A 23901-nucleotide genomic window follows, 5' to 3' on the forward strand; every position below is an offset into this window, starting at 1 on the left:
TCGGTGCTCGCGGGACTTTCACCACGGACTGTTGACCGGAGGCGAGAGCAGGCAGTCGTCGTTCAGGGGAACGATGGGCGTGAAGTCCCGGTGAGCGATCCACTCGGGCCGTTTGAACCTGCGGATGTGGTTGCTCACCTCGCAGAGGCTCAGATAGACGATGGTCCGGTTCCAGGGGCTGATGTTGGGCGGGCTGGCGTGGACCAGGTTTCCGTGGAACATGATCACGGATCCGGGCGGCCCCAGCGGAACCTCGATCCCTCCCTCATCGGCCAACCGGGTGATGGTCGCCCGATCCAGCGTCCAAAGCGGGTAGCTCGTGCTCTCCAGGTCGTGTCCCGCCTGCAGAACGCCCAGCTTGTGACTTCCCGGAATGAACATGAGGGGACCGTTGGCCGCGGTCACTTCGTCCAGGAAGACCGCGATGTTCATGGCGCGGGCCTCCGGCATGTGGTCGTCCCGTTTCCAGGTCCCGTAGTCCTGATGCCATTGCCAGACCTCGCCGTCGAAGGCGGCCTTGGCGTTGACCTTGTATTGGTGCATGTACACCGGACCGCCCAGGATCTGCATGACCGGCTCGATGAGCCGGGGATGGGCTCCCAGGAAGCGGAACGGCTCGCTGTAGGTGTGGGCGGCAAAGGCCGTCCGGGCGGCGCCGCTGCTCTCCCGCCAGACTTCGGGCCGGTCCAGCTTGTAGATTCGCCGCGCCTCCTTCCGCAACGGCGCCACCTCCTCCACCTTGAACCGGCCGGGCAGAAAGAGGAACCCGTTCTTGCGAAAGGCCTCCAACTGTCGACGGGTGAGTCTCATCGGAGTGAAATCTACCATAGATCCGGGGGAAGCGGCGCGGCCCGCCGCGGGCAGGGGAGGCGGGACTTGGCAGGTGCCGGCAACGGACCCGGCCATCCCGCCGTCACCACGGCCTGAGCACAGGAGGAGTCATCTCCAAGCATCCCATCAGCGGCAATGTCCAGGGCATCCGGGCCTCTCAACGGCGGATGCTCGAGCGGACCTACCGCCGCCGCGTCCCCCCACAACAGGCCGTGACCCCCGAGCTGGCGCGGCATCTCACCACCGCCTCCCACGACCTGGGCCGGGAAGTCGGGGTCCTGATCGGCCGCGACGGCATCGTGCGCAACGTGATCGTCGGCAACGCCCGGGGACTCATGCTGCCCGACATCGGCCGTCTCCGCGGCGGGACCGGGCGATTTCGCGGTCTGCGGCTGCTCCACACGCGCCTCCGCGGTTCGGCCCTCAACCGCGACGACCTGAACGACCTGGTGCTGCTTCGCCTCGATCTGGTCGCCGTCATCGAGGTATTGGACGGGGGATGGCCGGGAAGGCTGGAAGCCGCCTACCTCGATCCCGCGTCCCTGGCCGGCAGCGGGAACGGGGATGTGCCGGCCGAACCCTTCCTGAGAATCCGATCCCGTTCGGTGCATGACCTGGAACTGGATTTCCAGGCCACGATCCAGGCGCTGGAGCGGGAGTTCGCCCGCCTGGCCCGGAGGACCCGGGGACCGAAAGGCGCCGAGCGGGTCATGGTCGTCGGCCTCCGGCCCGAGGACGCCCATTTCGCCGAGACTTTGGAACTGGTCCGCTCCGCCGGCGTCACCATCGCTGGACGCATGCGCCAACGGCGGCCCAGAATTCATCCGCGCACCGTATTGGGCAAGGGCAAGTTGGAGGAGTTGGTCCTGGAGAGCATGCGCTCGAACGCCACGGCGGCCGTCTTCGACATCGATCTGAAACCGGCGCAGGCACGGGCGTTCGAAGACCTGACCGGCCTCAAGGCAGTGGACCGCACCCAACTGATCCTGGACATCTTCGCCCAGCGAGCCCGCAGCGCCGACGGCAAGCTCCAGGTCGAACTGGCCCAACTGAAGTACTCCCTGCCCCGGCTGACCGAGAAGGACGAGGGCTTGTCCCGTCTCACGGGAGGCATCGGGGGCCGCGGACCGGGGGAAACGGTCATGGAGATCGGCCGGCGGCGGATTCGCACCCGAATCCGGCGGTTGGAGAAGCGGGTCGAACATCTTTCACGCCAGCGCGAACTCCGGCGCAGGCGCCGCCGCCGGCAGGGGCTTCCCGTGCTCTCCATCATCGGCTACACCAACGCCGGCAAGAGCACCCTCCTGAACGCCTTGACCAACAGCGTCGTGGCGGCGCACGACCAGCTCTTCATGACCCTGGACCCCACCAGCCGTCGCCTGCGTTTTCCCCGGGAGGGGGAAGTGCTCATCACCGACACGGTGGGATTCATCGCCGAGCTGCCTCCGGACCTGATCTCCGCCTTCCGGGCGACGCTGGAAGAGCTTGCCGACGCCAACCTGCTGCTTCACGTCATCGACGCCGCGGACCCGGAGTTGGACGACAAGATCCGGGCCGTGGAGATGCTGCTGGTCGATCTGGATCTGAACCGGATCCCATCGGTGAAGGTATTGAACAAGATGGATCTGTTGTCCCCGGAACAGGTGAGCGCCCTCTGCGGCCGGATCGGCGGGCTGGCAGTGAGCGCAACCCGGCGGGAGGGACTGGCGGAATTGGTGAAAACCGCCGAGGACCGGCTGTCCCGGCCTGAAGCTCCACGGTGGAATACCAGCTACACAACGCCGATTTAGCCGCCAGCCGTCAGCGCAACGGATTCTCGTACCAGACCACGTTGTTGCTGAGCCTGCCGGCAACCAGCAGATCGAGATCGCCGTCCCCATCCATATCCACGGCGCGAATGTCGTAGGACTCCTGATCCCGATCCAGAACATGGACCCGGAACCGGCCCGAACCGTCGTTCTCGTACCAGGCGGCCATCTTGGCTCCGAAAGCGCAGGTCGCCGCATCCACGTCGCCGTCCTGATCCAGATCGGCCACGGTCAGGGCATGCGGTTCCCGGATCTCGGGATGGATCTCATTGATCTTCCAATGGGGGGCCTCGAACCAGATCACACCTTGGGCATGCCCCCGGGAGGCCACGAAATCGACCCGGCCGTCTCCGTTGACGTCGGCCGGATGGATATTGGTGGCTCCTGGCTGGAGGCCTCCCAACCGGTGCCGCTTCCAGGCCGCTTCGGGGTTTTTCGGCGCCTCCCACCAGGCGAACCAGTTCCCCAGGCCCGTCGTGTCGGCCGGACCTCCCTTGGCGGCCGAGGCGGCGTCAGGACGTCCGTCCCCATTCACGTCTCCGAATCCCAGGTAGTGACTGAGTCCCGGCGCGTCCCGGTGGGCGAAGACGAAGCGGTGCCAGAACTCGGCCTTCTTCGGATTCTCCGGAACCCGGTACCAGACCAGGGATTCGGGAAAGGGACCCTTGGGCCGGGCGCTGGTGGCCAGCAGGTCCAGGCGTCCGTCCTGGTCCACGTCGCCGGTCAGAAGCCCATGAATGCCGTTGACCTGATCGTCCACGAGCCGTTCCTTCCAGGCCTGGGATTCAGGATTCTCCGGTTGCTCCAGCCAAGTGATCAGCCCCGGCTGGTAGCGGGCGCCGATCCAGTCCAGGTCGCCGTCGCCATCCACGTCCAGGACCTCGCTGTGGATGAAGTCCCTCTCCTCCTCCGGTCCCAGCGGGATTTCCTTCCAATCGGGAGCCACCAGCAGGCGGGTCCGGCCCTCGCTGTTGGTGATGACGTCGGGCAATCCGTCCCCCGTGAAGTCTCCGCCCACGGCGGTGAGCGCCGAGGCGCCGGAATAGACCTGGTGCTTGCGCCACTTTCCTCTTGCGCCGGAGGTTCCCGAAACCGGATCCACAGACAGGGTGAGCGCCGCCATGGCCGCAACCGCCGGCAGGAATCGAAGGCAACGGAGTCTCGATGTCTCCGTCGAAAAAGGATGGTCTGGTTGGATCGATTGCATCATTCCTCCTGCGAGAACGGGAACCGCCGAACGCCTGGACCGGAAGGATTCGCCAATGGAGCCGGCTGAAGACTTTCCCGGACAAGAGTCAGTCTATGCGGAGGATCGAGAGGGGTTCAACCGCGACCCGTGCCGCCGCGATGAGAGGTTATACTCTCTGGCCATGCGCTGGGGCATGGCCTGGGCCCTGATCCTGCTCCTGATGTGTCCGGCTCTGAGGGCCTTGGACGGAAGACTTCTCTTCCCCGACGGGACCCCGGTGGCAGGAGCCCAGGTCACGATCCTGGAACATCCCGGTCAGAGCCGAACCGACCAGCAGGGTAGATTCCGCTGGTCACCCGACCCTCCCGTGCCCTTCGAAGTCCGGGCGGAACTCCCAGGCGGACACGACACCTTGCACGCCGTCGTCCGGGAGACCGTCTCTGAAGGGACTCTGGAGTTGGTCGTCCGGCCGCTCTTCCGAGAGGACCTGACGGTGACGGCCGGCAATCCGGCGCGTACCGGGACGACGCCTGCCAGCGCCTTGGAGTTGGTGACCCACGAGGAATTGGCTCAGACCCGGCCCTCCCGGCTGATCGAAGCCATCGAACGAATCCCCGGCGTGGCTCGGGTCTCAGCGGGTCACGCCGCGGTGCCCTCCATTCGAGGTTTGGCACGGGGACGAACGTTGATTCTTCTGGACGGCGCCACAGTCATCTCGGAAAGGAGAGTCGGTCCCAGCGCGACTTTTCTGGATCCCTTCTTCCTGGACCGGATCGAAGTCGTTCGCGGCCCTGGATCCGTGGCCTATGGATCCGACGCCTTCGGAGGTGTGATTCACGCCCAGACTCGAAAACCGCGCCCCGAATCGACGTATGGCGGCCGATTCATGGGAAGCCTCGGCTACGGAATGCCCGAGCAGAGCGCGGGTGTGGAACTGAGCCGCAGCCTGGAATCGGGTTCCGTATTCTTTTTGGGGAGCATGCGGAATTACGGCGACTACCGGAGTTCCGGAGTCACCGTGGACAATTCAGCCGCGCGCAACCGTTCGTTCCTCGCGGGCACCCGACTGCGCGTCGCGGGAGGAGAACTCTCCCTTGGATGGCAGACCGACCGCGGCCACGATCTGGGCCGGCCCACTTTGCGCTCGCCCCACATGCGGACCTTCTACCCGGAAGAGAACTCCGACCGAATGCACCTCGCGTTCGATTCGAAGCCCATCGGCGGCTTCGACCAGGTCCGGATCGAAGGATCGATGGGCCGATACGCCCTCATCACCGATCGGGAACGCCTCCCTGCACCAAACCGGCGACGCCAACTGCAGAGGTCCCGGGTCGCCGCCCGCCACCTCGATTTCCGCGTGCAAGCCATCTCCCCGCTTAAGTGGATCCGGTTGGAGTTGGGGTTTGACGTCAACGGCCGTTTCGGACTCCACTCCGAGAACACGACCCGCAGCTTCGACGCCGGGAACCGAACCACCGGAACCCTTGCGGCCGCATCCATCGAGGATGCGAGGCGCATCGACCTGGCGCCATTCCTCTCCGCGGAGTTGCCGGTCAACTCCTATCTGTCCCTCTGGGCAGGCGGCCGATGGGATCAGGTGTCCAGCTCGAGCCGCGGGTCGTTGGGAAACTTCGACAGGATCAACCGGGCGTTCTCCGGCTTCTTCGCGGTCGTCGCGCGGCCGCTGCCCCCGCTTCAGCTCACGGCTCAGCACTCCCGGGGCTTCCGGGAACCGACACTTTCGGACCGCTATTTCCAGGGGATCAGCGGCCGCGGCCTGATTCACGGCAACCCCAACCTGGTGCCGGAAACCAGCCGGCAGTGGGACGTTTCGGCCCGTTGGTCCGGAAGCGACTGGCGTTGGGACCTGTTCCTCTACCGGTACCAGATCCGCCAGTTGGTGGAGCGTTTCGAAGCGGAACCTCAACACTTCTACTTCCGCAATCGCGGATCGGCCCTGTTGACCGGAGTGGAGGTGGAATTACATCGTCACATCGGCGAGGGGATGTCGCTGGGAGTCGGGGGAAACGCGTCCGCCGGCCGGACCCGAGAGGATGGGAGTCCCCTCGACGACGTCCCGGCCCCTTCAATTGCCCTGATCATTGGAAAAACGCTCGGTTCCCGGAGCCACCTGTGGCTCCAGGGCCGCACCTTTGCCCAAGACTCCAGATCCGGCCCCACGGAAGCTCCGACCCCGGGTTTCGCCACCCTGGATCTCTCCTGGAGTTGGCTGTTGGATTCCCAGACCCAACTCCGTTTCATGGTAAGAAACCTCACCGACAAGGACTACCCGGCCAGCCCCGACCGCTGGTCCGTTCCGGCCCCCGGCCGCAGTCTTCTCATAAGTCTAATGTATAATCTCAGTGATTAATCCTTAAATATTTATAAATAATAGACAAGGAGGGTCCACAATGGCTGTCGACTCGATGCATCTTCGAGAAATGGAGCCGGAGGACGGATCGGAAGTGGCCGAACTCATCTACGCCTCCATCAACGCCTGGTACGGCCTTCGAGGCTTGGGCCAGCCCTTTCAGGGGTCGCCCAAGGTCACGGAGATCTTTCATGAAGTCTACTCGGCGACGGGATCCAGCCGCTGCGTCGTGGCGGAGAACGCCCGCACCGGGCGTCTCATGGGTTCCTGCTTCTACCACCCCAGGAAGACCCACGTGGGACTCGGCATCATGACCGTCCATCCCAACTATTTCGGTTTCGGCGCCGGCAGCCGGCTCCTGGAATACATCTGCCGCTTCACCGACGGGAACGGGTACAAGGCCCTGCGCCTCACCCAGAGCGCTCTCAACCTGGATTCCTTCTCGCTCTACAACCGGTACGGTTTCGTCCCCCGCCAGGCCTACCAGGACATGATCCTCCAGGTGCCCGAGTCCGGCCTGGATCACGAAGTGCCTGGGCTCGACCGTATCCGGGACGCGACGTTGGACGACGTCCCGGCCATGGCGGCCCTGGAAATGGAGGTGAGCGGCGTGAGCCGGGAGGAGGACTACGGCCTGTGCATCCGAAACGACCTGGGATTCTGGTCGGTTTCGGTCTGCGAGGGGTCCGGCGGGAACATCGAAGGGTTCCTGGCTTCGTCGTCTCACTCCGCCTTCAACATGCTCGGGCCGGGCGTGATCCGGACGGAACGGCAAGCGGCGGCCCTGATCCACACGGAACTGGACCGGCACCGGGGGCGGACGCCGGTCTTTCTGGTCCCCGTGGACCGTTACGGACTGGTCCGGCAAATGTACGATTGGGGCGCCCGCAACTGCGAGCTCCATTTCTGCCAGGTCCGGGGCCGATTCCAGCCCTATCAAGGCATCAACATGCCGACATTCGTGCTGGAAACCGCTTAAGTCGACCTCGCCCCGGCGCGGCGCCGATTCACAAAGACCAGGACCAGGCAACCCAGCAGACACAGCCCCGACAAGGAAGCTCCCAGAATGATCGACGCCGGACGATAGACGAACTGCACCTCGTGCTCGCCGGCCGGGAGGAATACGGCCCGCAGCGCCCCGTGCGCGCGGTAGAGCCGGGCCGGTTCACCATCGACGGTCGCCTTCCATCCGGGGAAGTGGGCATCTCCGAAAACCAGGTACGCGGCGCACGGCATTCGCGCTCGCGCCCGGACTTCATGGAGGGTCGTCTCCAGGAATCTGATTACGCCCTCCTGTCCACATCCTTCGGGCCGGGGTAAGAGATCTTCCCCGTCAGATGCGATGGATTCCGTGTCGTGAACCGTCCATGCCCGAGGGGACGCGTCCGGGTTGAGAAAGACCTTCCACCCCGTCGAACTTCTGAAGACTTCGACTTGCGACTCCCGGACCCGATCCCTGGAAACCGTGTACACCGTGTTGAGCATGAGCCGCCGCCGTTCCCAGTCTCCCCGGAAGAAGTCCAGAACGCCGCGGCTGACCGAGGCCAGGTAGCCGTCCACCATCTCCAGACCCTCCCAACCGCCGATGTTCGGTTTTCTTCCCTCGGTCTCGATGTGGAACCGGAAGGGCTTGGGCCTCGACTTGAGATACTCGGCGACCTCGCCGAACTCCGCCAACTTGTCGAGATGCCCGGGGCGGGCGGGATCGTTTCGATGGGACAGTGACGTCGAATGCGCCACTCCCATCTCGAACAACATCAGAGCCACGATTGCGAAACGCGCGGCCGGCGCCGAGATCGAACCGCGCCGCACGGCATGCAGCAGGGCCGCCAAGCCAAACGCCGCCATGGCGGCAATCACCACCTGGTCGCCCGAGTGACGAGTCATCTTGCCGTCGAGATACCGGTAGAGGGTCAAAAGCCATGCCGACGCGCCAAACCCCACCAGAGCCCGTTGGATGGCCGGCAACCAGCGCCCGCCCGGATGAGAATTCCGGTCGCGAAGCAGTCGATCCACTCCGATCGCCGCCAGGACGAAGACCGCAAACTGGAAAACGAACACGGCATGCGCCGGCGCCCGGGCCTTGTCAAGCAGCGGCACGGCAGCGTACACCCAACCGTGCAGGATCGAAAACGGCCCCAGGGAATACGCCAGCGCGGCGAGCGCAATGCAGGAATAGACGCGGACCCAGCGCTCCCTCCAGCAGGCGCCGACGGCGTAGATGGCCAACGAGAGGCACACGAGCCCGACGAAGGTGCTGACCTGGAAATGAGCGTGCGGAACCAGCATGCCCAGCAGTGTGACCGCGTACAGGCGCAGGCCGGACTGCGCGTAGTACGGCACATCCTGGCCCATGGTCAAGGGGCGCTCGGCGCCGACCCAGCGGTAGGATTCGGCGCCGTATTCGATGGCCGGCAACAGTTGCAGCGCCGCCGCCGCGAACGCCGTCCCCGCGATCACGACGTACAGTCCCGTGAAACCTGCCGCCTCGCGGTACGACCGGCGCAGACGCTCGAACAGGAAATAGAAGAACACCCCGGTAAGAGCCAGCAGGGCATACATGGGGTTCTGGTGATGGCCGCTCAGCAGGGCCATGCCGATGGCCCCGCCACAGAACACGGCGTTGGTCCACCGGCCCGAAGGATCCCGGGCCCGCTCCATCCGATGAAACAGCAGAAAGATCAGTGGGATCCAGATGGCGCCGTTGACCTTCTGCGGCCAATTGGTAGCGGCGAGATACCCGCCGCACCCGAACGCCAACGCAGCCAGAACCGCCGCGTACCGGCTTCTTCCCAGCTCGCGCACCAGGCCGTACATGAAGAGCGCCGCCAACCCGTGCATCAGCACGAAGTGCCAGTGGACCCAACGGAGCTGGATCCGGCCATCCTTGAGCGGCGCCAGGAACAACGGCCAGTTGAGCGGAAATGCGCCGCCGGGTTGCATCTGTCCCAACAACGACTGGCCCGCCCAGTGGTAGGGGTCCCACATGGGGAAGATCCCCTCGTGCCAGGCCTTGGCCTGCACCTGGTACCAGGGCAGGACCTGGTACGCCAGGTCCGGATTGTCGGCGAAGGTGAATTGCTGACTGAGGCTGAGCCTCCAGAAGAAAAGAACGACCAGAATGAGGATGACGGCCAGTGGGAATCGATCGAATAAGTCCGGCTTCATGGCTCAAATGCCGGCGTCCCGGCCGGCGGCAGCACTCATGTTCCCAGCAAATCAAGCCGGCTTCGAAGACGCAAGCCATGACGAAGTTCGGGATTCTCCCGATCGTCTACTCGCACCGGCCTTCTTCGCCCACTCATGCGTATCAAATGAGGATCGAGACTTCTTGCTCCTGGAACGACTTGCTATCTTGAATACGGTTCCGATCGCTGGTGTTCATGGGCGACCAGATCGAGATTGCCGAGCCATGCCGGGCAAGCTGAGCGTCATCATTCCCGTCTACAACGAACGCGGCACGCTGGAGGAAGTGTTGAGCCGGGTCGCCCAGGCGCCCATGGAAAAGGAGGTGATCGTCGTGGACGACGGCTCCGACGACGGGACCCGGGAGATCCTCGAACGCCTCTCGATGAATGCCGGCCGTTCGGATCGACTCCGGATCGTCTTCCACGATTGGAATCAGGGCAAGGGTGCGGCGGTGCGCACCGGAATCGCTCAAGCCACGGGCGATTGGATCCTGATTCAGGACGCCGACCTGGAATACGATCCTCGGGATTATCCGATGCTTCTGGCGCCACTCCAGGACGGACGTGCCGACGTGGTCTACGGCAGCCGCTTCCTGGATGGCGCCCATCGGACCCGGTACTTTCAGCACTACCTGGCCAACCGCTTCCTGACCTTCGTCTCGAACCTGATGACCAACCAGAAGCTGTCGGACATGGAAACCGGCTACAAGGTCTTTCGCCGTGAGGTCCTGGACGGCATCCGTCTCCGGTCGAACCGCTTCGAGATCGAACCCGAGATCACGGTCAAGTTGACCCGCCAGGGATACCGAATCCACGAGATTCCCATCTCCTACAACAGCCGCTCCTACCGGGAAGGAAAGAAAATCACCTGGGTGGACGGAGTCAAGGCATTGTGGGCCCTGTTTCGCTACCGGTTCTTCTCGTAGGGGCAGGAGGGGGGATTGTCAGGCCCCTATTCCCCCTCGGCGACTGGGAAGTGTAGAGGGGGACTCCGTCCCCCTAACCCCCCTTCGGCGGTAGGAAAACCGCCGCTCCTTACTTGCGGCGGGTCCAGGTTTCGAAGTTCCAGAGCTCCGAATCCCAGGCGTTCAACCGCACACCCTCGATTTCGTTGGAATGGGCCGAAACGTACCCGCGGTGAATCAACGGGATGATCGAGTAGCTCTGCACCAGCATGTCGTTCAGGGCAATCGTGAGCTCGTCGCGCCGTTCCTGGTCGACGGTGCGCCGGAGTTCGGCGTGGACACGGTCATATTCGTCAGACTGGAAGCGCTGGACGTTTCCGCCGCGGAACGAGTTGGATGCCCCGGCGATCTCAGACGTGACCCAGGCGCCCAGATAGCCTTCCGGGTCCACAAAGGAGGAGCCGTTGGTATACATCTGAACGTCGGCGTAGAACTTGCCCACCGTGTCGGGGCTTTCCGGATCTCCACCGAAGAACACCGAAGCGACGACGTCCTTCAATTCGGTCTCGACGCCGATCTCCGCCCACCAGCCCTTGATGTACTCCTGGGTGGTCTGACGCACGGCATTGGTCGATGTCTGGAACAGGATCCTGAGCGGAACCCCGTTGCGCTCCCGCACGCCGTCTCCGTCCGAGTCGACGATTCCGGCGCCGTCGAGAATCTCCCTGGCGAGATCGAGGTTCTGCACGAGACATTCATCGTTGTTGGTCGATGCCTGGCCTGGAGGATACGGCCAGAGGTTGCACGTCGACCGGCCGGCAAGCGGACCATACCCGACCCGAACCAGAGTGTCGCGGTCGATGGCCAGGGAGAGGGCGCGGCCCACGACCGGATCGCTCAGGAACGGGTGGGGGTTCGTCCCTCCGGCGTACTCCGACCGGAGTTCCCCCAGACTTGGATCCGGGTTCGTCTGGTTGAGCATGAGGCGCTCGACGGCGGTGGCGAAACCGGTGACGATGGATCCGCCTCCGCCCTCCGCCAGAGATTCCAGGACATCCGGTTCAATCTGGAGATTCCAGGCATAGTCCGCTTCGTTGAGCTGCAGCACGGCTCTTGCGGCAGCAGTGGCGTCACCGCCCCCCTGCATCATCACTTCGCCAAAATAGGGAACGCCGTAATCGACACCCCGGTACAGCGGATTGAACTCGTAGCGGACGGACTCGTTGCTGCTGAAATCGGCCACCACGTACGGTCCCGTGCCGATGGGCCGCTGGTTCGCTTCCGTACATCCCGCGGCCGACGCGCCCAGGCAGTCAGCGAACTGCGCAGCCTGGAGAATCGGACCGTTGTAGGTCACGAACGGGGAAAACGGGAATGACGTCGGTCCATCGAACGTGATGGTGACGGTCCGGTCATCGACGGCGTCAACCGAGCTTACGTTCGCGAACTTCGCCGCGTGGACGCAGCCGGCATCCGGCGCCGTGCAGTACCGCCAGGTGAATACGACATCTTCGGCCGTGCAGGGCGTTCCGTCGGACCAGACCACGTCCTCCCGAAGTGTCCAGGTAATCCGGGTCCGATCGGCCGAGACGCCGCCGTTGGCGAGAGTCGGAACCTTGTCGGCCAGAACCGGGACCAATTCCCCGTCGGGGTTGTACTCGGCCAGCGGCTCGATGACCAGGGATGCGCCTTCGGCTTCCTTGGTGCCGCGCGAAAGGTACGGGTTGAGGATGGTCGGGGCCTGCCAATAGCGGAGCGTCGCCATCCCGCCCTCGCCGGCTCGATCCAGGTAGTAGCCGGCGCCGACCAGGATCGGCAGCCCATAGGAAACGACCCGCTTGACGAAAATCATCTTCCGGCGCTTCGTCCGGGTAGCGGGATTGAGGGACTTGTAATAGAGGAATGTCTCGCCGAACGCCTGCGCCACACTCAGGTCGTCCCGGTCGTTGAGCGACGTCAACTCGGAATCGGTGTAAGCCCACTCTTCATGGGACGAGTCCCCGCTGAAGAGCGTCTTGCCGTGCCGGTCCACACCGAAGACGTAGATCGACTTGTGTGTCCACCGCGGGTCGGCGGACAGAGAGATGGAGGCGAAGTAGCCGTTCGCTTCCAGCTCCAGCGCGGCGCAACGGACGAACTCCTGAAGTCTGTCCGCGGAAGGCTCGGCGGCCAGATCCATGGCGTTGACGTCTTCCGGCCTGCAGTTTCCGGGCAGGTCGGGGCGGTAGATGCCCGCGCCGATGGAGGCGGGAATTCCATCCCAGTCGATGGCTTTGAGGAAGGAAGCTTTCGGCGCCGGCTCTCCGGTCTCCGGATGCGGGGAGGCGTAGTAGATCCATGCCTCGTCGAATTTGGTCATGAGGCGGTACTGTTCCGCGTACCAGTCGTTGCCCCAGACATCGACATACAGCCCCCACGGCTGGCCTTCTCTCGACGGGTCACGCGGATAGACCAGCGACCTGGACTGATCGCTCACCGGCGACACCTCGTCCACGAAGACATAGATCGACCCGCTCTTCCACCGGTCGTCCTCGTGGAAGGCCCGCCGAGCCTCGTCGAAGCCCATTTCCTGGACATACTCGTGGGCGCATCGTACGAATGCCTGAACGTCCTCCGGAGTTCGGACGGCGCCGGCCGCAACCGAATTGTCGGAACAGGTCAGGTTTTCAGCGGCGGCGAAACCGGAACCAGCAATCAACAGGATCAAGGGAATACATAATGGGGGGAGTGCCTGTCTCTTCATGGGACGAACAGACTACCACGGGCGGATGTGATATCAAGACGAGCGGGTCGGCAGAGAGTCGCCGGTTTCCGCGGTCGCGGGCGGACGGAATACGCCGCCGACGGCACACCCGAGAAAGGAGCCTGAATCGTGAATCTGGAGCAGATCCTGCTGCATCTGAAGCTGGACGGCTTCTGCGTGGTGAAAGGGGTCATTCCCCAGGAGGAGGTCCGGACCATTCGACGCGAGGTCGAGGCCGTCATGGCGGCGCAGGGTTCTGCCGACACCTACCAGGGTGTGAGCAGCGCCTTCGGCGTGCTGGATTCCATCCCCACGTTCGTGCCGTACCTGGCGGATGAGACGGTCATGGCCGTGGCCCGCGCCTGGTTCGGCGGCCACCTGCGCATCTCCTACACCGGGAGCATGATCACCGAGCCGGGAAACGAGCGGGGCCGCTGGCACGCGGACTGGCCCTACAACCAGGAAAAGGCCGCCCACGTCCCGGCTCCCTACCCCGACACGCCGTTCCAGCTCTCCTCCATCTGGATGATTTCCGACTTTACCGACGAAAACGGCGGCACCTGGATCGTCCCCGGCAGCCACCGGACCTCGGACAATCCCACCGGCGCCATCGGAGTTCCCCTGTTCGAACCCTACCCCACCGAGCGGCACGCCACCGGTCCGGCGGGCAGCGTCTTTCTCTTCGACAGCCGGCTCTGGCACGCCACGGCGAGCAACGAGAGCGGCGGACGCCGCATCAGCATGATCGTGCGTTACGTTCCGTGGTGGCTGGACACGCGGGTCCTGATGCCGGGAACCAGAGCGCGCCGGACCATGGTGGACGAGCCGGGCTTGCCGGAGAACGAGATTCCGCCGGTGAGACCGGCCGTCTACGAATGCCTCCCGGAAACGGTGAAGCCCCTTTACCGCCATTGGGTCAGGAGTTACTGACACTTTCCTCGGAGGCGCCTGAACAAACGACGAGTCCGACTGACCATGAACATGCACCGAGCGGCGGATACTCCGAGCGCCTTTCGGGAACGGTGGATCGGCTGGCTCAATTTCTCCTTGGCCGCATCCCTGGTTCCCTTCTCTTACCGGTTCCCTCCCCTGGACCGCATGGTCGATATGGTCCGCCGGGATGAGGGAGTCCGGGTCCTGAGCGGAAGACGGGGAGACCGCATGGACGAGACCGACATCTCGCGCCAATTCCGGTCCCTTCCCATCCAGGAGGCCCTGGACTCACCATTCCAGATGTCCCATTTCGACCTCGCCCGGTTCCAGCGACCGGGCGGGATCCTGGAGGGACTGGAGGAGCAGGTGATGGTTCCCTGGAAGCGTTTCCTCCATTCGGCCGGCTTCACCTGGCGGAGATGCTTCCCCATCCTGTTCTTCTCGGGTCCGGGCTGCGCCACCAACTACCACATGGACCTCTCCCACGTCCTGGCCTGGCAGATCTGGGGGACCAAGCATTTCCATGGCCTGACGGATCCCGGCCGCTGGGCGCCCCTGGACGAGGTGGTGCAGGAAGCCCGCCGGGAGGAGTTGTCCAAGCCTCGCGGACTAAAGCCCGAGGATGTCCTCACTTTCGTCATGAAGCCGGGCGACTGCCTCTGGAACCAGCTCCTGACGCCCCACTGGGTGGAAGCAAGCTCGGAGACGGCCGTGAGCCTGAACCTCTCTCCCGGAGGACTGCGCTGCCAGGGCCGGCTCGCTCCCCAGGAGCAAGCCTTGGAAGAGTGGTGGAAGACCCACCCCGACGAAGTCTGGCTGGGACCGCCGCATCTGCTGGAATAGGAGGTAGGACTGTTGGTCCCCCACTGGAAGGGCGACTTTCCAGTCGACCATTCTTTCCAAATACAAAGTAGGATAGAGCGCATGTTCGAAGAATTCACCCGAACCCGCATCGACGCCAACGGCACCTCCATCCACCTCGTCCACGGCGGACAGGGCCCTCCGCTCCTGCTGCTTCACGGATACCCCCAGACCCACGTCATGTGGCATAAGACGGCGCCGCTGCTGGCGCCGCACTTCACCGTGGTCGCACCCGACCTGCGCGGCTACGGCGACAGCGGAAAACCTCCCGTCCCCCCGGGAGACCTGAACGTCTACTGCAAGCGGACCACGGCCAACGACCAGGTCCAGGTCATGGCCCATCTGGGCTTCGATTCCTTCCACTTAGTGGGCCACGATCGCGGCGCCCGGGTCGGACACCGGATGGCCCTGGACCATCCGGACCGGGTCCGAACCCTGACCTCCCTGGACGTGGTCCCCTCCCAGGCGGCCTTCGACATAATGGACAAGGACCTGTCTTTTGCCTGGTTTCACTGGCATTTAATGCGGCAACCCGAACCTTTTCCTGAAACTCTTATCGGCAACAGCGCCAAGTTCTACCTGGATTTCCTCCTGGAGCGATGGTGCGGCATCGAAGGCTCCATCACCCCGGAGGCCTACGACGAATATCTGCGCTGTTTCTCCGACCCCGAGACGATCCGCGCCACCTGCCTGGACTACCGGGGCATCGAGTTGGACCTGGTCCACGACGAGGAGGACCGGGGTCGGCGGCTGACCTGTCCGGTCCTGGCGCTTTGGGGCAGCGACACCACCAAGCGTCCAGGATGGCAGACCGGAGCCAGTCTGGATATGCTCACGGTGTGGCGGGAGAGAGCCGTGGAGGTCCGGGGTCGAGCCTTGGCCTGCGGGCACTTCCTGCCTGAGGAGCTGCCCCAGGAGACAGCCGGTGAAATCATGAAGTTCCTGGGAGTCTGCCCAGATTCCTGATTCGTCGGCGTGAGTCTTGGATTGAAGGAGCATCCCTGATGATGAGACATCCCTGCCAGCTTGATTGTCCTGACCGCGCTCGCCATCGTCATCGGCGCCTGCCAGCCGGCTCCCGAGCCAAAGACGCCATCCGACCCGCCCAAGATCCGTCTGGAGGTGGGTGATCCCGTGACGGTGCCTACCGACCAATACCCGGGCCTGTCCTACGGGCCCCGGATGGTGACCCTGCCGGACGGAAGAGTCCTGGTGGGCCGGGGAGAGATCGCCTTGACCACGACCGACTCGGGGACGACATGGGACGTGGGCCCGGCCATCGCCAGGCCGCACCTGCTTCCTCTCCGGGACGGAAGCTATTTCTTCCTGAAGGGCCGCGGTTCTGCCACCGGCGAGCCGGGGCTGTTCTCCCTGGAAATGGCGAACGTCCAGTCCCTGGATGAAAACGCCACCGAAGAACGGATCTCCTGGTCCCCCGCCACGGCGCGTGTCGACCGGTGGACGCCGCTGACGGCCGACAACGAGACCGAAGTGGACTACCTGGGCGTCGGGGGCCCGTTTTTGGAGTTGGATGATGGGACCCTGCTGGCCGCCTGCTACGGGAATTTCCAGGGAGACACGGTGCCCATGGAGGGATTTCCCGCCACCAGCGGCCAGAAGTGGTTCAAGTACCGAACCTACCTGCTGTCCTCCAGCGACGGCGGCGCCACCTGGGAGTACCTCTCCACCATCGCTTACGACGGGGAGACCGGACAGGAGAGCTTCTGCGAACCGGCCATGGTGGACCTGGGCGGCGGGGAGCTGTTGGCGGTGATGCGGACCGGCCGTTTCGCGCCCATGTTCCAGGTCCGTTCCCTGGACGGCGGCAAGACCTGGCAGGAACCGGAGTCCATGCACATCCTAGGTTTAGCGCCCCAGATGGTCCTGCTGGAGAACGGCGCCCTCGTGTGCAGCTTCGGCTGGAGACGTCTGAAGGTGGGCTACGGACATGGACTCAACGACGAGGGCGGACCGTACCCGGTCGCGTTGCGGGATTACCAGGAACGCTATCTTCAAGACGTGGGCATCGAGAACCCGTCCGAAGCGGCCGGCGACTACGTGATGGTCAGCCTGGACAAGGGGAAGACCTGGTCCGAGCCCCGCAAGTTCGCCGAGCCCCTCACCTCCGGATACACCCTCCTGGCCGCCACCGGACCCGACACCGTCCTGGTCATGTCAGCCAGACTCACCATTCCGGGCCAGTCCCAGGAGCGTCACCTGGAGATATGGGAGCGGGAATGGCCCCAGTGGTCCGACAAGTCCGTCGTGGTAAGAGTCGCCCGAAAGATCCGCGTCGTGCTGTAAGGGTAGGAGGGGGACTGTTAGTCCCCCCGTCTTCCCTCTTCCTCGTTGCTGCGGGGGTAGAAAAACCCCGCTCCTGTCAGGCGTGAACCGGCTCCACTCCCCGGACCGCCCTCATCTCCGCCTCTTCCCACGCCGGAAGCCGCCGGGCGTATTCCTGCGCCCGCGCGACGAAATCCAACCCGGCCAGATTCATCCACGCTTCGGTGAGGCGCCGAAACACTGGCCCCGGCCGCCCATTCCCCACCGTCTGCCCCTCGAAACTGGCAGCGTGGACCAGGGAGTAGGTGGTCGCCGTGCAGAAGACCTCGTCGGCCTGCAAGGCCTCGTAACGGCCCAGATTCGCCTCCTGCACCGGAATCCCCAACTCGTTCGCCAGATCGATAATGGTTGCCCGGGAGACTCCCAACAGAATATTCCGCCCCTCCGGCGTCAGAAGCACGCCGTCCCGAACCAGGAAAATGTTCCAGCCGGGGCCTTCGGCCAGGAACCCGTCCGGGTCCATGAGGACCGGCCACTTGTTCTCCCCCATCCGAGCCCCCTGCAGCACGGCCATCTGGTAGTGCAGGCGGCTGCGGGTCTTGGCCTTGGCGTCCACCAGTTGCGCCGGCAACGCCTGCTGGGACGCGATGACCACGTCCACGCCTGAATCGTAATTCGGTGCAAAGTGCCCCATGTGGGTGACCAGGGGCCAACAGTTGATGGAGACGGTGGGTTGCACACCCTTGGGAAATGCGCTCCGGTAGAGCGACAGCGGTCCCCGGGACACGTCATGCATGATCTGCCAGTCCATGTCGCGGGGCTCGGTGGGAAAGTTCCGCTCCAGAGTCTCCAAGGTGAGATCGTACATCTCCTGTGCGGTCATGCCGGGATCGATCTCCAGCAGGCGAAGCGACGCATAGAGGCGATGCAGGTGATGTCCCAGGCGAAAAGGCTTCCCCCCGAACGTCCGCGCCACCTCGAAGGCCATGTCTCCGAACATGAGGGACGAGTCGAATATGGAGACCCGGGCCTCGGACTCGGGGACGAAGTCACCGTTGAAATAGACGATTCTTCCTGACATCAGCGCTCCTCCAAGTGCCGATTGTACTCGTTTGGTTCGTCTTTCTCACGCCCGGCGCCAGGCCGGTGAGCCGACCACCGCCGCAGCGTTGACCAAATGCGCCGCTACCGAGGCATTCCCTGAATAAAGGTGCTCACCCCCTGCGTAAAATCGTCCTCGACCTGCTCGGTGAAGGGAGTGACGCGGCCCGGTTCATAACCCCCTTCCGAGAATGCCTGCCGGGTGGGCAGGTACCCCAAGAAACCATTCGTATAGCCGGCAAAAAACGTGTAGGGAAAAGGCGAATGGTTGCGGACGTTGATGGCGATCTCACAGAACAGCTCGACCGGTGCCGACCAGATGACGAGATCCCGGTTGATCTTCAGGAAACGCACCGGCACGCGAACCAGGCTCGCTCCGGTCTCCGTCACCCGAAGGTAATGGGCCAGCTCCTCGACCCATCCGAATCCTTCCTTGCGGGGACTCTCAACGACCGTTTCTCCGGTCCACAAGGTGACCTTTGAAGTGCCGCTCCTCAGTGAGGCATTCGCCTGCAGGATCCGGTCCCCCAGCAACACGTTGAACTGGGTGATGTGACCTCTCTTGAAATTCGGACGAGTGCTGTAGATGGGAGCGATATTCCCGGCCGCGCCGTTGACGTACAGCATCGGGGCGCCCAGCTTGTCCTCCACGTACTCGGCCACGATCCCCTGGGCATCTCCGCTGATCAGGAGATTTTCGGACCCGAGAACGGTCCCGTGCATGGCGTAGATGGCAATCAGGCCCAGCGGCGAACCATCCGGCCGGTCCAGCCGGATTAGCCCGATCTGACGGTCCACCGGTCCGTCCGGGTTCATGCCCAACGAGGCACTCCCGTCAACGTCGATGGCGCGCCGATTGATATTCGCCATCGAGTAACCGGTCGTCACTGCAAGACGCGCCGGCTCCAGCTTGGAGCGAGCCTCGCGAACGCCCTCGATCAATCGGCTCTTCACCCACTCCGAATACTCCGGGTTGGGCTCGTGCAAGTACCGGTTGGGCAGCATGATCTTGACGATTCCCGGAGAGCCCACTTCCGGAGCCGAATGGGTGTGAGTCAGGGTCCACCACACCTGATGGGACTTGATCCCCGTCTCCTGTTCCAACTCCCTGGAAAACTGCTCGTAGAACGCCGGAGAAATGGCGGCCAGATCCGAGGAGACCAGGAAGAACTGCATCTTCCCGTCATCCATCGCGGCAATTCGATGATAGAGGCGGTCGTGGACGCCCTCGGACCGTCTCGGACCGTAGCCCAACAGCCACTGAGGAATTTCCGGAGTGATATCCACCTTGACACAGGAGGCCCGAAAATCCCCGGAGCCCGCTCCAACGAACGTTCCCACCGAAGCCAGAACGAACATGAGAACCAAGATTCCGATCCCGCCAACCTCCTTCAATTTGGAGATCTGTCCCGCCATAACGCCCTCCCTCATTGCAACGGCGCGTCCCGTCCTCATTCAACCCCCGCCGGAATCCTCACCCGGCGCCGGTCCACGCCGCCCCGGGTGGAGTGAATGGAGACCTTCGCCTCGACCGACTCGACATCCTTGAGCCGGACCCTCCAGGCCACGGTCCGGTTCTCCGCCGGGTCCAGCCAACCCGCTTCGATGTCCTTGCTGCGGAGCGACGGCTCCAGGACCTGCACCCGGCCGCTCTCCACAAGCTCGTCGTCGAACTCGATCCGGGCCGTGTCCGGTTTCACGATCTTGACGAGCCGGGCCTGGACCAGGGCCGTGGGGAGATGGCCCACGTTGCGGTAGGTGAACTCGATGGAATAGTCCCCGGGAGCCAGGGGCCTCACCCGGACCCGTGAGATCCGGACCTGCGGCAGTTGTTTGGCCAGGAACAGATTGAACCGGGTGCTCTTGCTGGCCCACTCCTCGAGCAGGTCCACGGGTGGGTTCCAAAAGGCGAACTTGGGCGTAAACCCGCCGATCTCCACCTCCCCCAACTGGGGATGCGGGATCTTCTTCCAGGGGATGAACTCCTTGCCTCCGCGCTCCCGGTCATTCCAGACCAGGGCATCGTAGTCGTCCAGTCTTCCGTCCCCGTCGTAGTCCTCCTGCCGGCCGATGTTCCAGAGCTCGTCGTTGTACCAGATGGAGCCGAAGTAGGAATATCCAAAGTCGGGCCCGTGGCCGAACAGGGGGATGGGCAGGCTCGGTTCCCCGGTGATGACGTGGAAGGGATGGACGTTCCTGTAGTCCTCGTAGACGTCGCCGGCCCAGGGGTACCCGGAAATCGCCTTCGCCTGCTTGTCGAGATAGACGTACCACTTGAGGTCGTCCGGTGCCATGGTCTCCTGGCTGCGGCTGGTGGAGGGCGGGCGCAGGTGCATGGCCATGGGCGTGTCCATGGACTGGCCGATGGCCACGTTGGGATGGGTCAGCAGGAAGAGGACCACCGCCCGCGTCTCCGGCTCGGACAGTGGGTATTCGCCCGCTCCTACCTGGGTGAATCCCCGCTCCGTGGCGTCCCGTCCCGGTTCGGGCCGCCAGTTCTCCGGGTAGTTTCGGTGCAGGTCGAGCCCGCCGATCCCGTCCTCGTTGAACTTGCCGTCCCCGTCGTTGTCCACGCCTTCCGGGTCGACCTGCCAGTCCCCCTCCCCCTCGGGCACCGTCTTCATGAGCCGGTCCGGATCTCTTGGGTCCCGGATGGCGTTTCCCTTCCCTTCTCCCACGTGACGGCGCATCTGCAGCAGAAGGCCGTCGCCGTCCAGGTCCTCGCCCGGGTCCTCATCCAGGAGGCCATCCCCGTCCGTGTCGTGGGGACGGACCGAGCTGCGATTGGTCTGGGCCGTGTTCAGGAAGAGCTCGGTGCCATCGGGATTGTTCACCGGGCGCAGGTAGAAGGCCTTGGTATTCACCAGGTGCGTGATCTCGGGATCTTTCCCATACCCGGTCACCAACTGGTGAATGAGCTGGACGATGGAGACCGAGCTGGCGGTCTCACCCGAATGACGCCCACCCTCGGCGAACATGGCCGGCTTGTCCGTATCCTTTCCCGTCTCCCGGTTGGTGACGGTCACCTGCCAGATCTCCCGTCCCTCGAAGCTCCGGCCCACCGAGTAGAGGTCCAATATCTGCGGATACTCGCGAGACCACTTCCGGAGGAACCCATGGATCTCGCCATAGGTGGGATAGTGACGGAAGTCCAGTTCCCCTTCCTTCAGGGGCTTCACTTCCGGGTAGTGGACCCGGGGGAAGAAACTGGGACCGTCCCGTTTTCCCCCGACCCGGTAGGGTTCCGACGCCTTGTCTTCGTCGGCTCCAGATTCGGAATGAGGTTGGAGGGCGAACCCGGCGCTCGCACATGCCGCTGCCAGAAACGGGGCGGCGATGCAGGTCAGGTTCTTCCGTTTCCACTTCATCCCGAACGACCTCCGCGGCCAAGATCGGCTGCACGGCATCATGCGCCAGTGTACGGCCTGAACTGGTTCAGTTTCCTTCGCCGACTCCGCCATTTCAAGAACGCCCGTTCGTCCCGTTTTGACCGGTAGAGGCCGGATGGATAGACTCGCTCTCCGTTCCTGACAGGGGCGCAAGGAGGATGCAGATGATGAGAGCAACTCTGCTCGCGGCTTTGTTGTTCACGACTCAACCGTTGGCTGGCGGCGGCGATCACAAGGCCAAACCCCTGGACGTCGGAGACCGCTTGGAGCTCATGGTGGACGACTACTTGATCGACTCCATGACGGGGGACGTCCGGCTGGAGCTCCAGACCCCCGCCTCCGGCGGAAAGGTGCTCGACTTCGACAAGCCGTGGGAGGGCACGACCTGCTTCTACACCTCGGTCGTTCACGGCGACGGCCTCTATCGCATCTATTACCGGGGCCACAGCCTCACGAGTTCCGCAGCCCCGTCCCTGCTGGAACCGGGTGAGACCATGGTCCCCGAACATCCCGAAGTCACGTGCTACGCGGAGAGCCGGGACGGCCGGACCTGGACCAAGCCCGCGCTGGGCCTGGTGGAATTCAACGGGTCGAAACAGAACAACATCATCTGGGACCGGTTCGGCAACCACAACTTCATGGTCTTCCTGGACACCAATCCCAAGACTCCTCCCGAGGAAAGGTACAAGGCGTTGGCGTCAGGACAACCCAACACCCCTTTGAAACGCATGGTCGGGATGGTTTCGCCCGACGGGATCCACTGGAAGCCCATCCGTGAAGAGGCCATCCTGACGCAGCCTCCCACGGACTGGGGAGGAGACGAGATCTTCTGGGACGGGTTCCGGAATGAGTACGTCGCTTACCTCCGGGTCTGGTATCCACCCCGCCACACCGGCTCCGGCGAGCGCCGGATGCCCACGATCCGGGCCGTCGCCCGGGCCACCTCGCCCGATTTCCTGAACTGGAGCAAGCTGGAGGACATCAAGCTGGGGGAGGGGCCGCGGGACCAATTCTACACCAACGGAATCACGCCCTATTTCCGTGCGCCCCACATCTTCCTGGGCTTTCCCAAGCGTTTCGTTCCCTGGCGGACCCGGATTCCCGACGCGCCCGAGAACGGGGTTTCCGAGACGGTGTTCATGACCAGCCGCGACGGTCTGAACTGGGACCGCAGGTTCCCTCAAGCCTTCATTCGGCCCGGACGCGAGAAGAGGAACTGGTACAACCGCACCAACATGACGGCCACCGGAGTGGTTTCCACCGGAGATGACGAGATCTCCCTCTACGTGCTCCGCCACTACAAATTTCCCACCATTCACATGGAGCGGATGGTCCTGAGGACCGACGGGTTCGTCTCGCTCAACGCCGGCTATCGCGGAGGCGAGGTGGTGACCAAGCCACTGGCCTTCGAGGGGAGCAACCTGGAGCTCAACTTCGCCACCTCCGCCGCGGGAAGCATCCACATCGAGATACAGGACGAAGCGGGACGGCCGCTTCCCGGCTTCGCTCTGGAGGAATCCCCGCTGGTCTGGGGAGACGAGATCGAGCACACGGTGCGCTGGAAGCGTTCCCATTCCGGGGCAACGACGGACGAGCCCCTGAAGCGGATCGCGGGCAAACCGGTCCGGCTGCGGCTGGTGATGAAGGACGCCGACCTGTTTTCGCTACGGTTTCAGTGACTCGGGTGCGCTTGGCCGGCTGGCCGATGCCCTTGCCAACACCCTTGAGGTTCCCGCAATTCGGATCTCAAAGTTTTTGAAATGCCAAGGCAGGAGGAAGGCCCCGGCATAGCCTGCCCCGTATTCCAGCGAATTAAGAACCTGGGGAACGGCCCCTTTCTCATTCTCCTGCGCCCTTCGGTAGGCTCGATCTCAGGCAGCATCTGCACTCTTGCGCCTCTCTTGCGCCAAGTCGTAGGCCGCTTGAAGCCGCATCCAGTGATCCGCGTTGCTCCAACCGATTCTTTCCAATGCCAGCGCCATTCTTGGCGAGATTCCAATACGGCCGTTCAGCAACCGTGACAATGTGTTCCGTGCTACGTCGAGCCGCCGGGCACACTCCGTTACAGTCCAGCCAACCTCTCTGTCTTCCAGAATGTCTCGGATCATCTCGCCTGGGTGTGGCGGGTCGTACATGGGCATGACTGAAATAATATCACTTGCAACATGTAGTGTTGCAAATGGATCTTCACACTCCATGGCGGGGGAATCCAAGCTCGACGAGTTCCCCCTCGGGGTAATGCCCGTTAAGGAAGGTCTGATTAAGTCGAGTCAGCGTTCTGCACGATAATTCTTCCATC

The 23901-nt window shown here is 63.7% G+C and carries 17 protein-coding genes; 9 read left to right on the top strand and 8 right to left on the bottom strand.

Features of this window, described 5'->3' with window-relative positions:
• Positions 1-18 precede the first annotated feature (18 nt).
• Positions 19-810, bottom strand: coding sequence for a phytanoyl-CoA dioxygenase family protein (locus OXT71_16935; GenBank protein ID MDE2928082.1), 792 nt, complete (start codon positions 808-810; stop codon positions 19-21).
• 188 nt (positions 811-998) lie between these two features.
• Here OXT71_16935 and hflX point away from each other — a divergent pair, with 188 nt between their 5' ends.
• On the top strand, positions 999-2621 hold the full coding sequence (hflX, locus tag OXT71_16940) for a GTPase HflX (protein MDE2928083.1): 1623 nt from the start codon (positions 999-1001) through the stop codon (positions 2619-2621).
• A gap of 10 nt (positions 2622-2631) precedes the next feature.
• On the opposite strand, the gene OXT71_16945 is transcribed toward hflX, so the two are convergent.
• Entirely contained in the window at positions 2632-3849 is a 1218-nt protein-coding gene (locus OXT71_16945; GenBank protein ID MDE2928084.1) for a VCBS repeat-containing protein, read from the bottom strand.
• A 52-nt stretch (positions 3850-3901) separates the two neighbouring features.
• Here OXT71_16945 and OXT71_16950 point away from each other — a divergent pair, with 52 nt between their 5' ends.
• Positions 3902-6199: a TonB-dependent receptor gene (locus tag OXT71_16950; GenBank protein MDE2928085.1), complete on the top strand. Its 2298-nt coding sequence runs from the start codon at positions 3902-3904 to the stop codon at positions 6197-6199.
• A 40-nt stretch (positions 6200-6239) separates the two neighbouring features.
• Positions 6240-7178 (top strand): GNAT family N-acetyltransferase, encoded by a 939-nt coding sequence (locus OXT71_16955; protein ID MDE2928086.1) that lies wholly within the window; start codon positions 6240-6242, stop codon positions 7176-7178.
• Here OXT71_16955 and OXT71_16960 read toward each other — a convergent pair.
• On the bottom strand, positions 7175-9367 hold the full coding sequence (locus tag OXT71_16960) for a YfhO family protein (protein ID MDE2928087.1): 2193 nt from the start codon (positions 9365-9367) through the stop codon (positions 7175-7177). The genes OXT71_16955 and OXT71_16960 overlap by 4 nt on opposite strands.
• 244 nt (positions 9368-9611) lie before the next feature.
• Here OXT71_16960 and OXT71_16965 point away from each other — a divergent pair, with 244 nt between their 5' ends.
• The gene (locus tag OXT71_16965; protein MDE2928088.1) at positions 9612-10313 is read left to right on the top strand and encodes a glycosyltransferase family 2 protein; all 702 of its coding nucleotides are present in this window, start codon (positions 9612-9614) and stop codon (positions 10311-10313) included.
• Positions 10314-10422: 109 nt separating this feature from the next.
• On the opposite strand, the gene OXT71_16970 is transcribed toward OXT71_16965, so the two are convergent.
• A complete protein-coding gene (locus OXT71_16970; GenBank protein MDE2928089.1) occupies positions 10423-13035 on the bottom strand; it encodes an ABC transporter substrate-binding protein in 2613 nt (870 codons plus the stop codon).
• Between the two features lie 129 nt (positions 13036-13164).
• Between OXT71_16970 and OXT71_16975 the strand changes: the two genes are divergently transcribed.
• From OXT71_16975 to OXT71_16990, 4 genes are all read left to right on the top strand, one after another.
• A complete protein-coding gene (locus OXT71_16975; GenBank protein MDE2928090.1) occupies positions 13165-13965 on the top strand; it encodes a phytanoyl-CoA dioxygenase family protein in 801 nt (266 codons plus the stop codon).
• Positions 13966-14010: 45 nt separating this feature from the next.
• Positions 14011-14811, top strand: coding sequence for a hypothetical protein (locus tag OXT71_16980; GenBank protein MDE2928091.1), 801 nt, complete (start codon positions 14011-14013; stop codon positions 14809-14811).
• 81 nt (positions 14812-14892) lie between these two features.
• Positions 14893-15795, top strand: coding sequence for an alpha/beta hydrolase (locus OXT71_16985; GenBank protein MDE2928092.1), 903 nt, complete (start codon positions 14893-14895; stop codon positions 15793-15795).
• Between the two features lie 60 nt (positions 15796-15855).
• Entirely contained in the window at positions 15856-17133 is a 1278-nt protein-coding gene (locus OXT71_16990) for a sialidase family protein (GenBank protein MDE2928093.1), read from the top strand.
• A 76-nt stretch (positions 17134-17209) separates the two neighbouring features.
• Here the strand turns inward: OXT71_16990 and OXT71_16995 are convergent, their stop codons facing one another.
• The 3 genes from OXT71_16995 to OXT71_17005 all read right to left on the bottom strand — a co-directional run bounded on the left by OXT71_16995 (position 17210) and on the right by OXT71_17005 (position 21581).
• Positions 17210-18193: an aminotransferase class IV gene (locus tag OXT71_16995; GenBank protein ID MDE2928094.1), complete on the bottom strand. Its 984-nt coding sequence runs from the start codon at positions 18191-18193 to the stop codon at positions 17210-17212.
• Between the two features lie 104 nt (positions 18194-18297).
• Positions 18298-19629: a neutral/alkaline non-lysosomal ceramidase N-terminal domain-containing protein gene (locus OXT71_17000; GenBank protein MDE2928095.1), complete on the bottom strand. Its 1332-nt coding sequence runs from the start codon at positions 19627-19629 to the stop codon at positions 18298-18300.
• A gap of 35 nt (positions 19630-19664) precedes the next feature.
• Entirely contained in the window at positions 19665-21581 is a 1917-nt protein-coding gene (locus OXT71_17005; GenBank protein ID MDE2928096.1) for a M14 family metallopeptidase, read from the bottom strand.
• A gap of 185 nt (positions 21582-21766) precedes the next feature.
• On the opposite strand from OXT71_17005, the gene OXT71_17010 reads away from it, so the two are divergent.
• A complete protein-coding gene (locus tag OXT71_17010) occupies positions 21767-23281 on the top strand; it encodes a hypothetical protein (GenBank protein MDE2928097.1) in 1515 nt (504 codons plus the stop codon).
• A gap of 192 nt (positions 23282-23473) precedes the next feature.
• Here OXT71_17010 and OXT71_17015 read toward each other — a convergent pair whose 3' ends face one another.
• The gene (locus OXT71_17015; protein ID MDE2928098.1) at positions 23474-23743 is read right to left on the bottom strand and encodes a HigA family addiction module antitoxin; all 270 of its coding nucleotides are present in this window, start codon (positions 23741-23743) and stop codon (positions 23474-23476) included.
• Positions 23744-23901 lie beyond the last annotated feature (158 nt).

The sequence above is a fragment of the Acidobacteriota bacterium genome (genome assembly GCA_028874215.1).
In the GTDB taxonomy this organism is placed as follows: domain Bacteria; phylum Acidobacteriota; class UBA6911; order RPQK01; family JAJDTT01; genus JAJDTT01.

Bases quoted from the DNA above. Each gene is read 5' to 3' on its own strand.
- OXT71_17010 (MDE2928097.1), top strand. From the start codon at position 21,767: ATGATGAGAGCAACTCTGCTCGCGGCTTTGTTGTTCACGACTCAACCG.
- OXT71_17015 (MDE2928098.1), bottom strand. From the start codon at position 23,743: ATGCCCATGTACGACCCGCCACACCCAGGCGAGATGATCCGAGACATT.
- OXT71_16980 (MDE2928091.1), top strand. From the start codon at position 14,011: ATGAACATGCACCGAGCGGCGGATACTCCGAGCGCCTTTCGGGAACGG.
- OXT71_16950 (MDE2928085.1), top strand. From the start codon at position 3,902: ATGGAGCCGGCTGAAGACTTTCCCGGACAAGAGTCAGTCTATGCGGAG.
- OXT71_16965 (MDE2928088.1), top strand. From the start codon at position 9,612: ATGCCGGGCAAGCTGAGCGTCATCATTCCCGTCTACAACGAACGCGGC.
- hflX (MDE2928083.1), top strand. From the start codon at position 999: ATGCTCGAGCGGACCTACCGCCGCCGCGTCCCCCCACAACAGGCCGTG.
- OXT71_16960 (MDE2928087.1), bottom strand. From the start codon at position 9,367: ATGAAGCCGGACTTATTCGATCGATTCCCACTGGCCGTCATCCTCATT.
- OXT71_16995 (MDE2928094.1), bottom strand. From the start codon at position 18,193: ATGTCAGGAAGAATCGTCTATTTCAACGGTGACTTCGTCCCCGAGTCC.
- OXT71_16970 (MDE2928089.1), bottom strand. From the start codon at position 13,035: ATGAAGAGACAGGCACTCCCCCCATTATGTATTCCCTTGATCCTGTTG.
- OXT71_17005 (MDE2928096.1), bottom strand. From the start codon at position 21,581: ATGAAGTGGAAACGGAAGAACCTGACCTGCATCGCCGCCCCGTTTCTG.
- OXT71_16985 (MDE2928092.1), top strand. From the start codon at position 14,893: ATGTTCGAAGAATTCACCCGAACCCGCATCGACGCCAACGGCACCTCC.
- OXT71_16935 (MDE2928082.1), bottom strand. From the start codon at position 810: ATGAGACTCACCCGTCGACAGTTGGAGGCCTTTCGCAAGAACGGGTTC.
- OXT71_16955 (MDE2928086.1), top strand. From the start codon at position 6,240: ATGGCTGTCGACTCGATGCATCTTCGAGAAATGGAGCCGGAGGACGGA.
- OXT71_17000 (MDE2928095.1), bottom strand. From the start codon at position 19,629: ATGGCGGGACAGATCTCCAAATTGAAGGAGGTTGGCGGGATCGGAATC.
- OXT71_16945 (MDE2928084.1), bottom strand. From the start codon at position 3,849: ATGATGCAATCGATCCAACCAGACCATCCTTTTTCGACGGAGACATCG.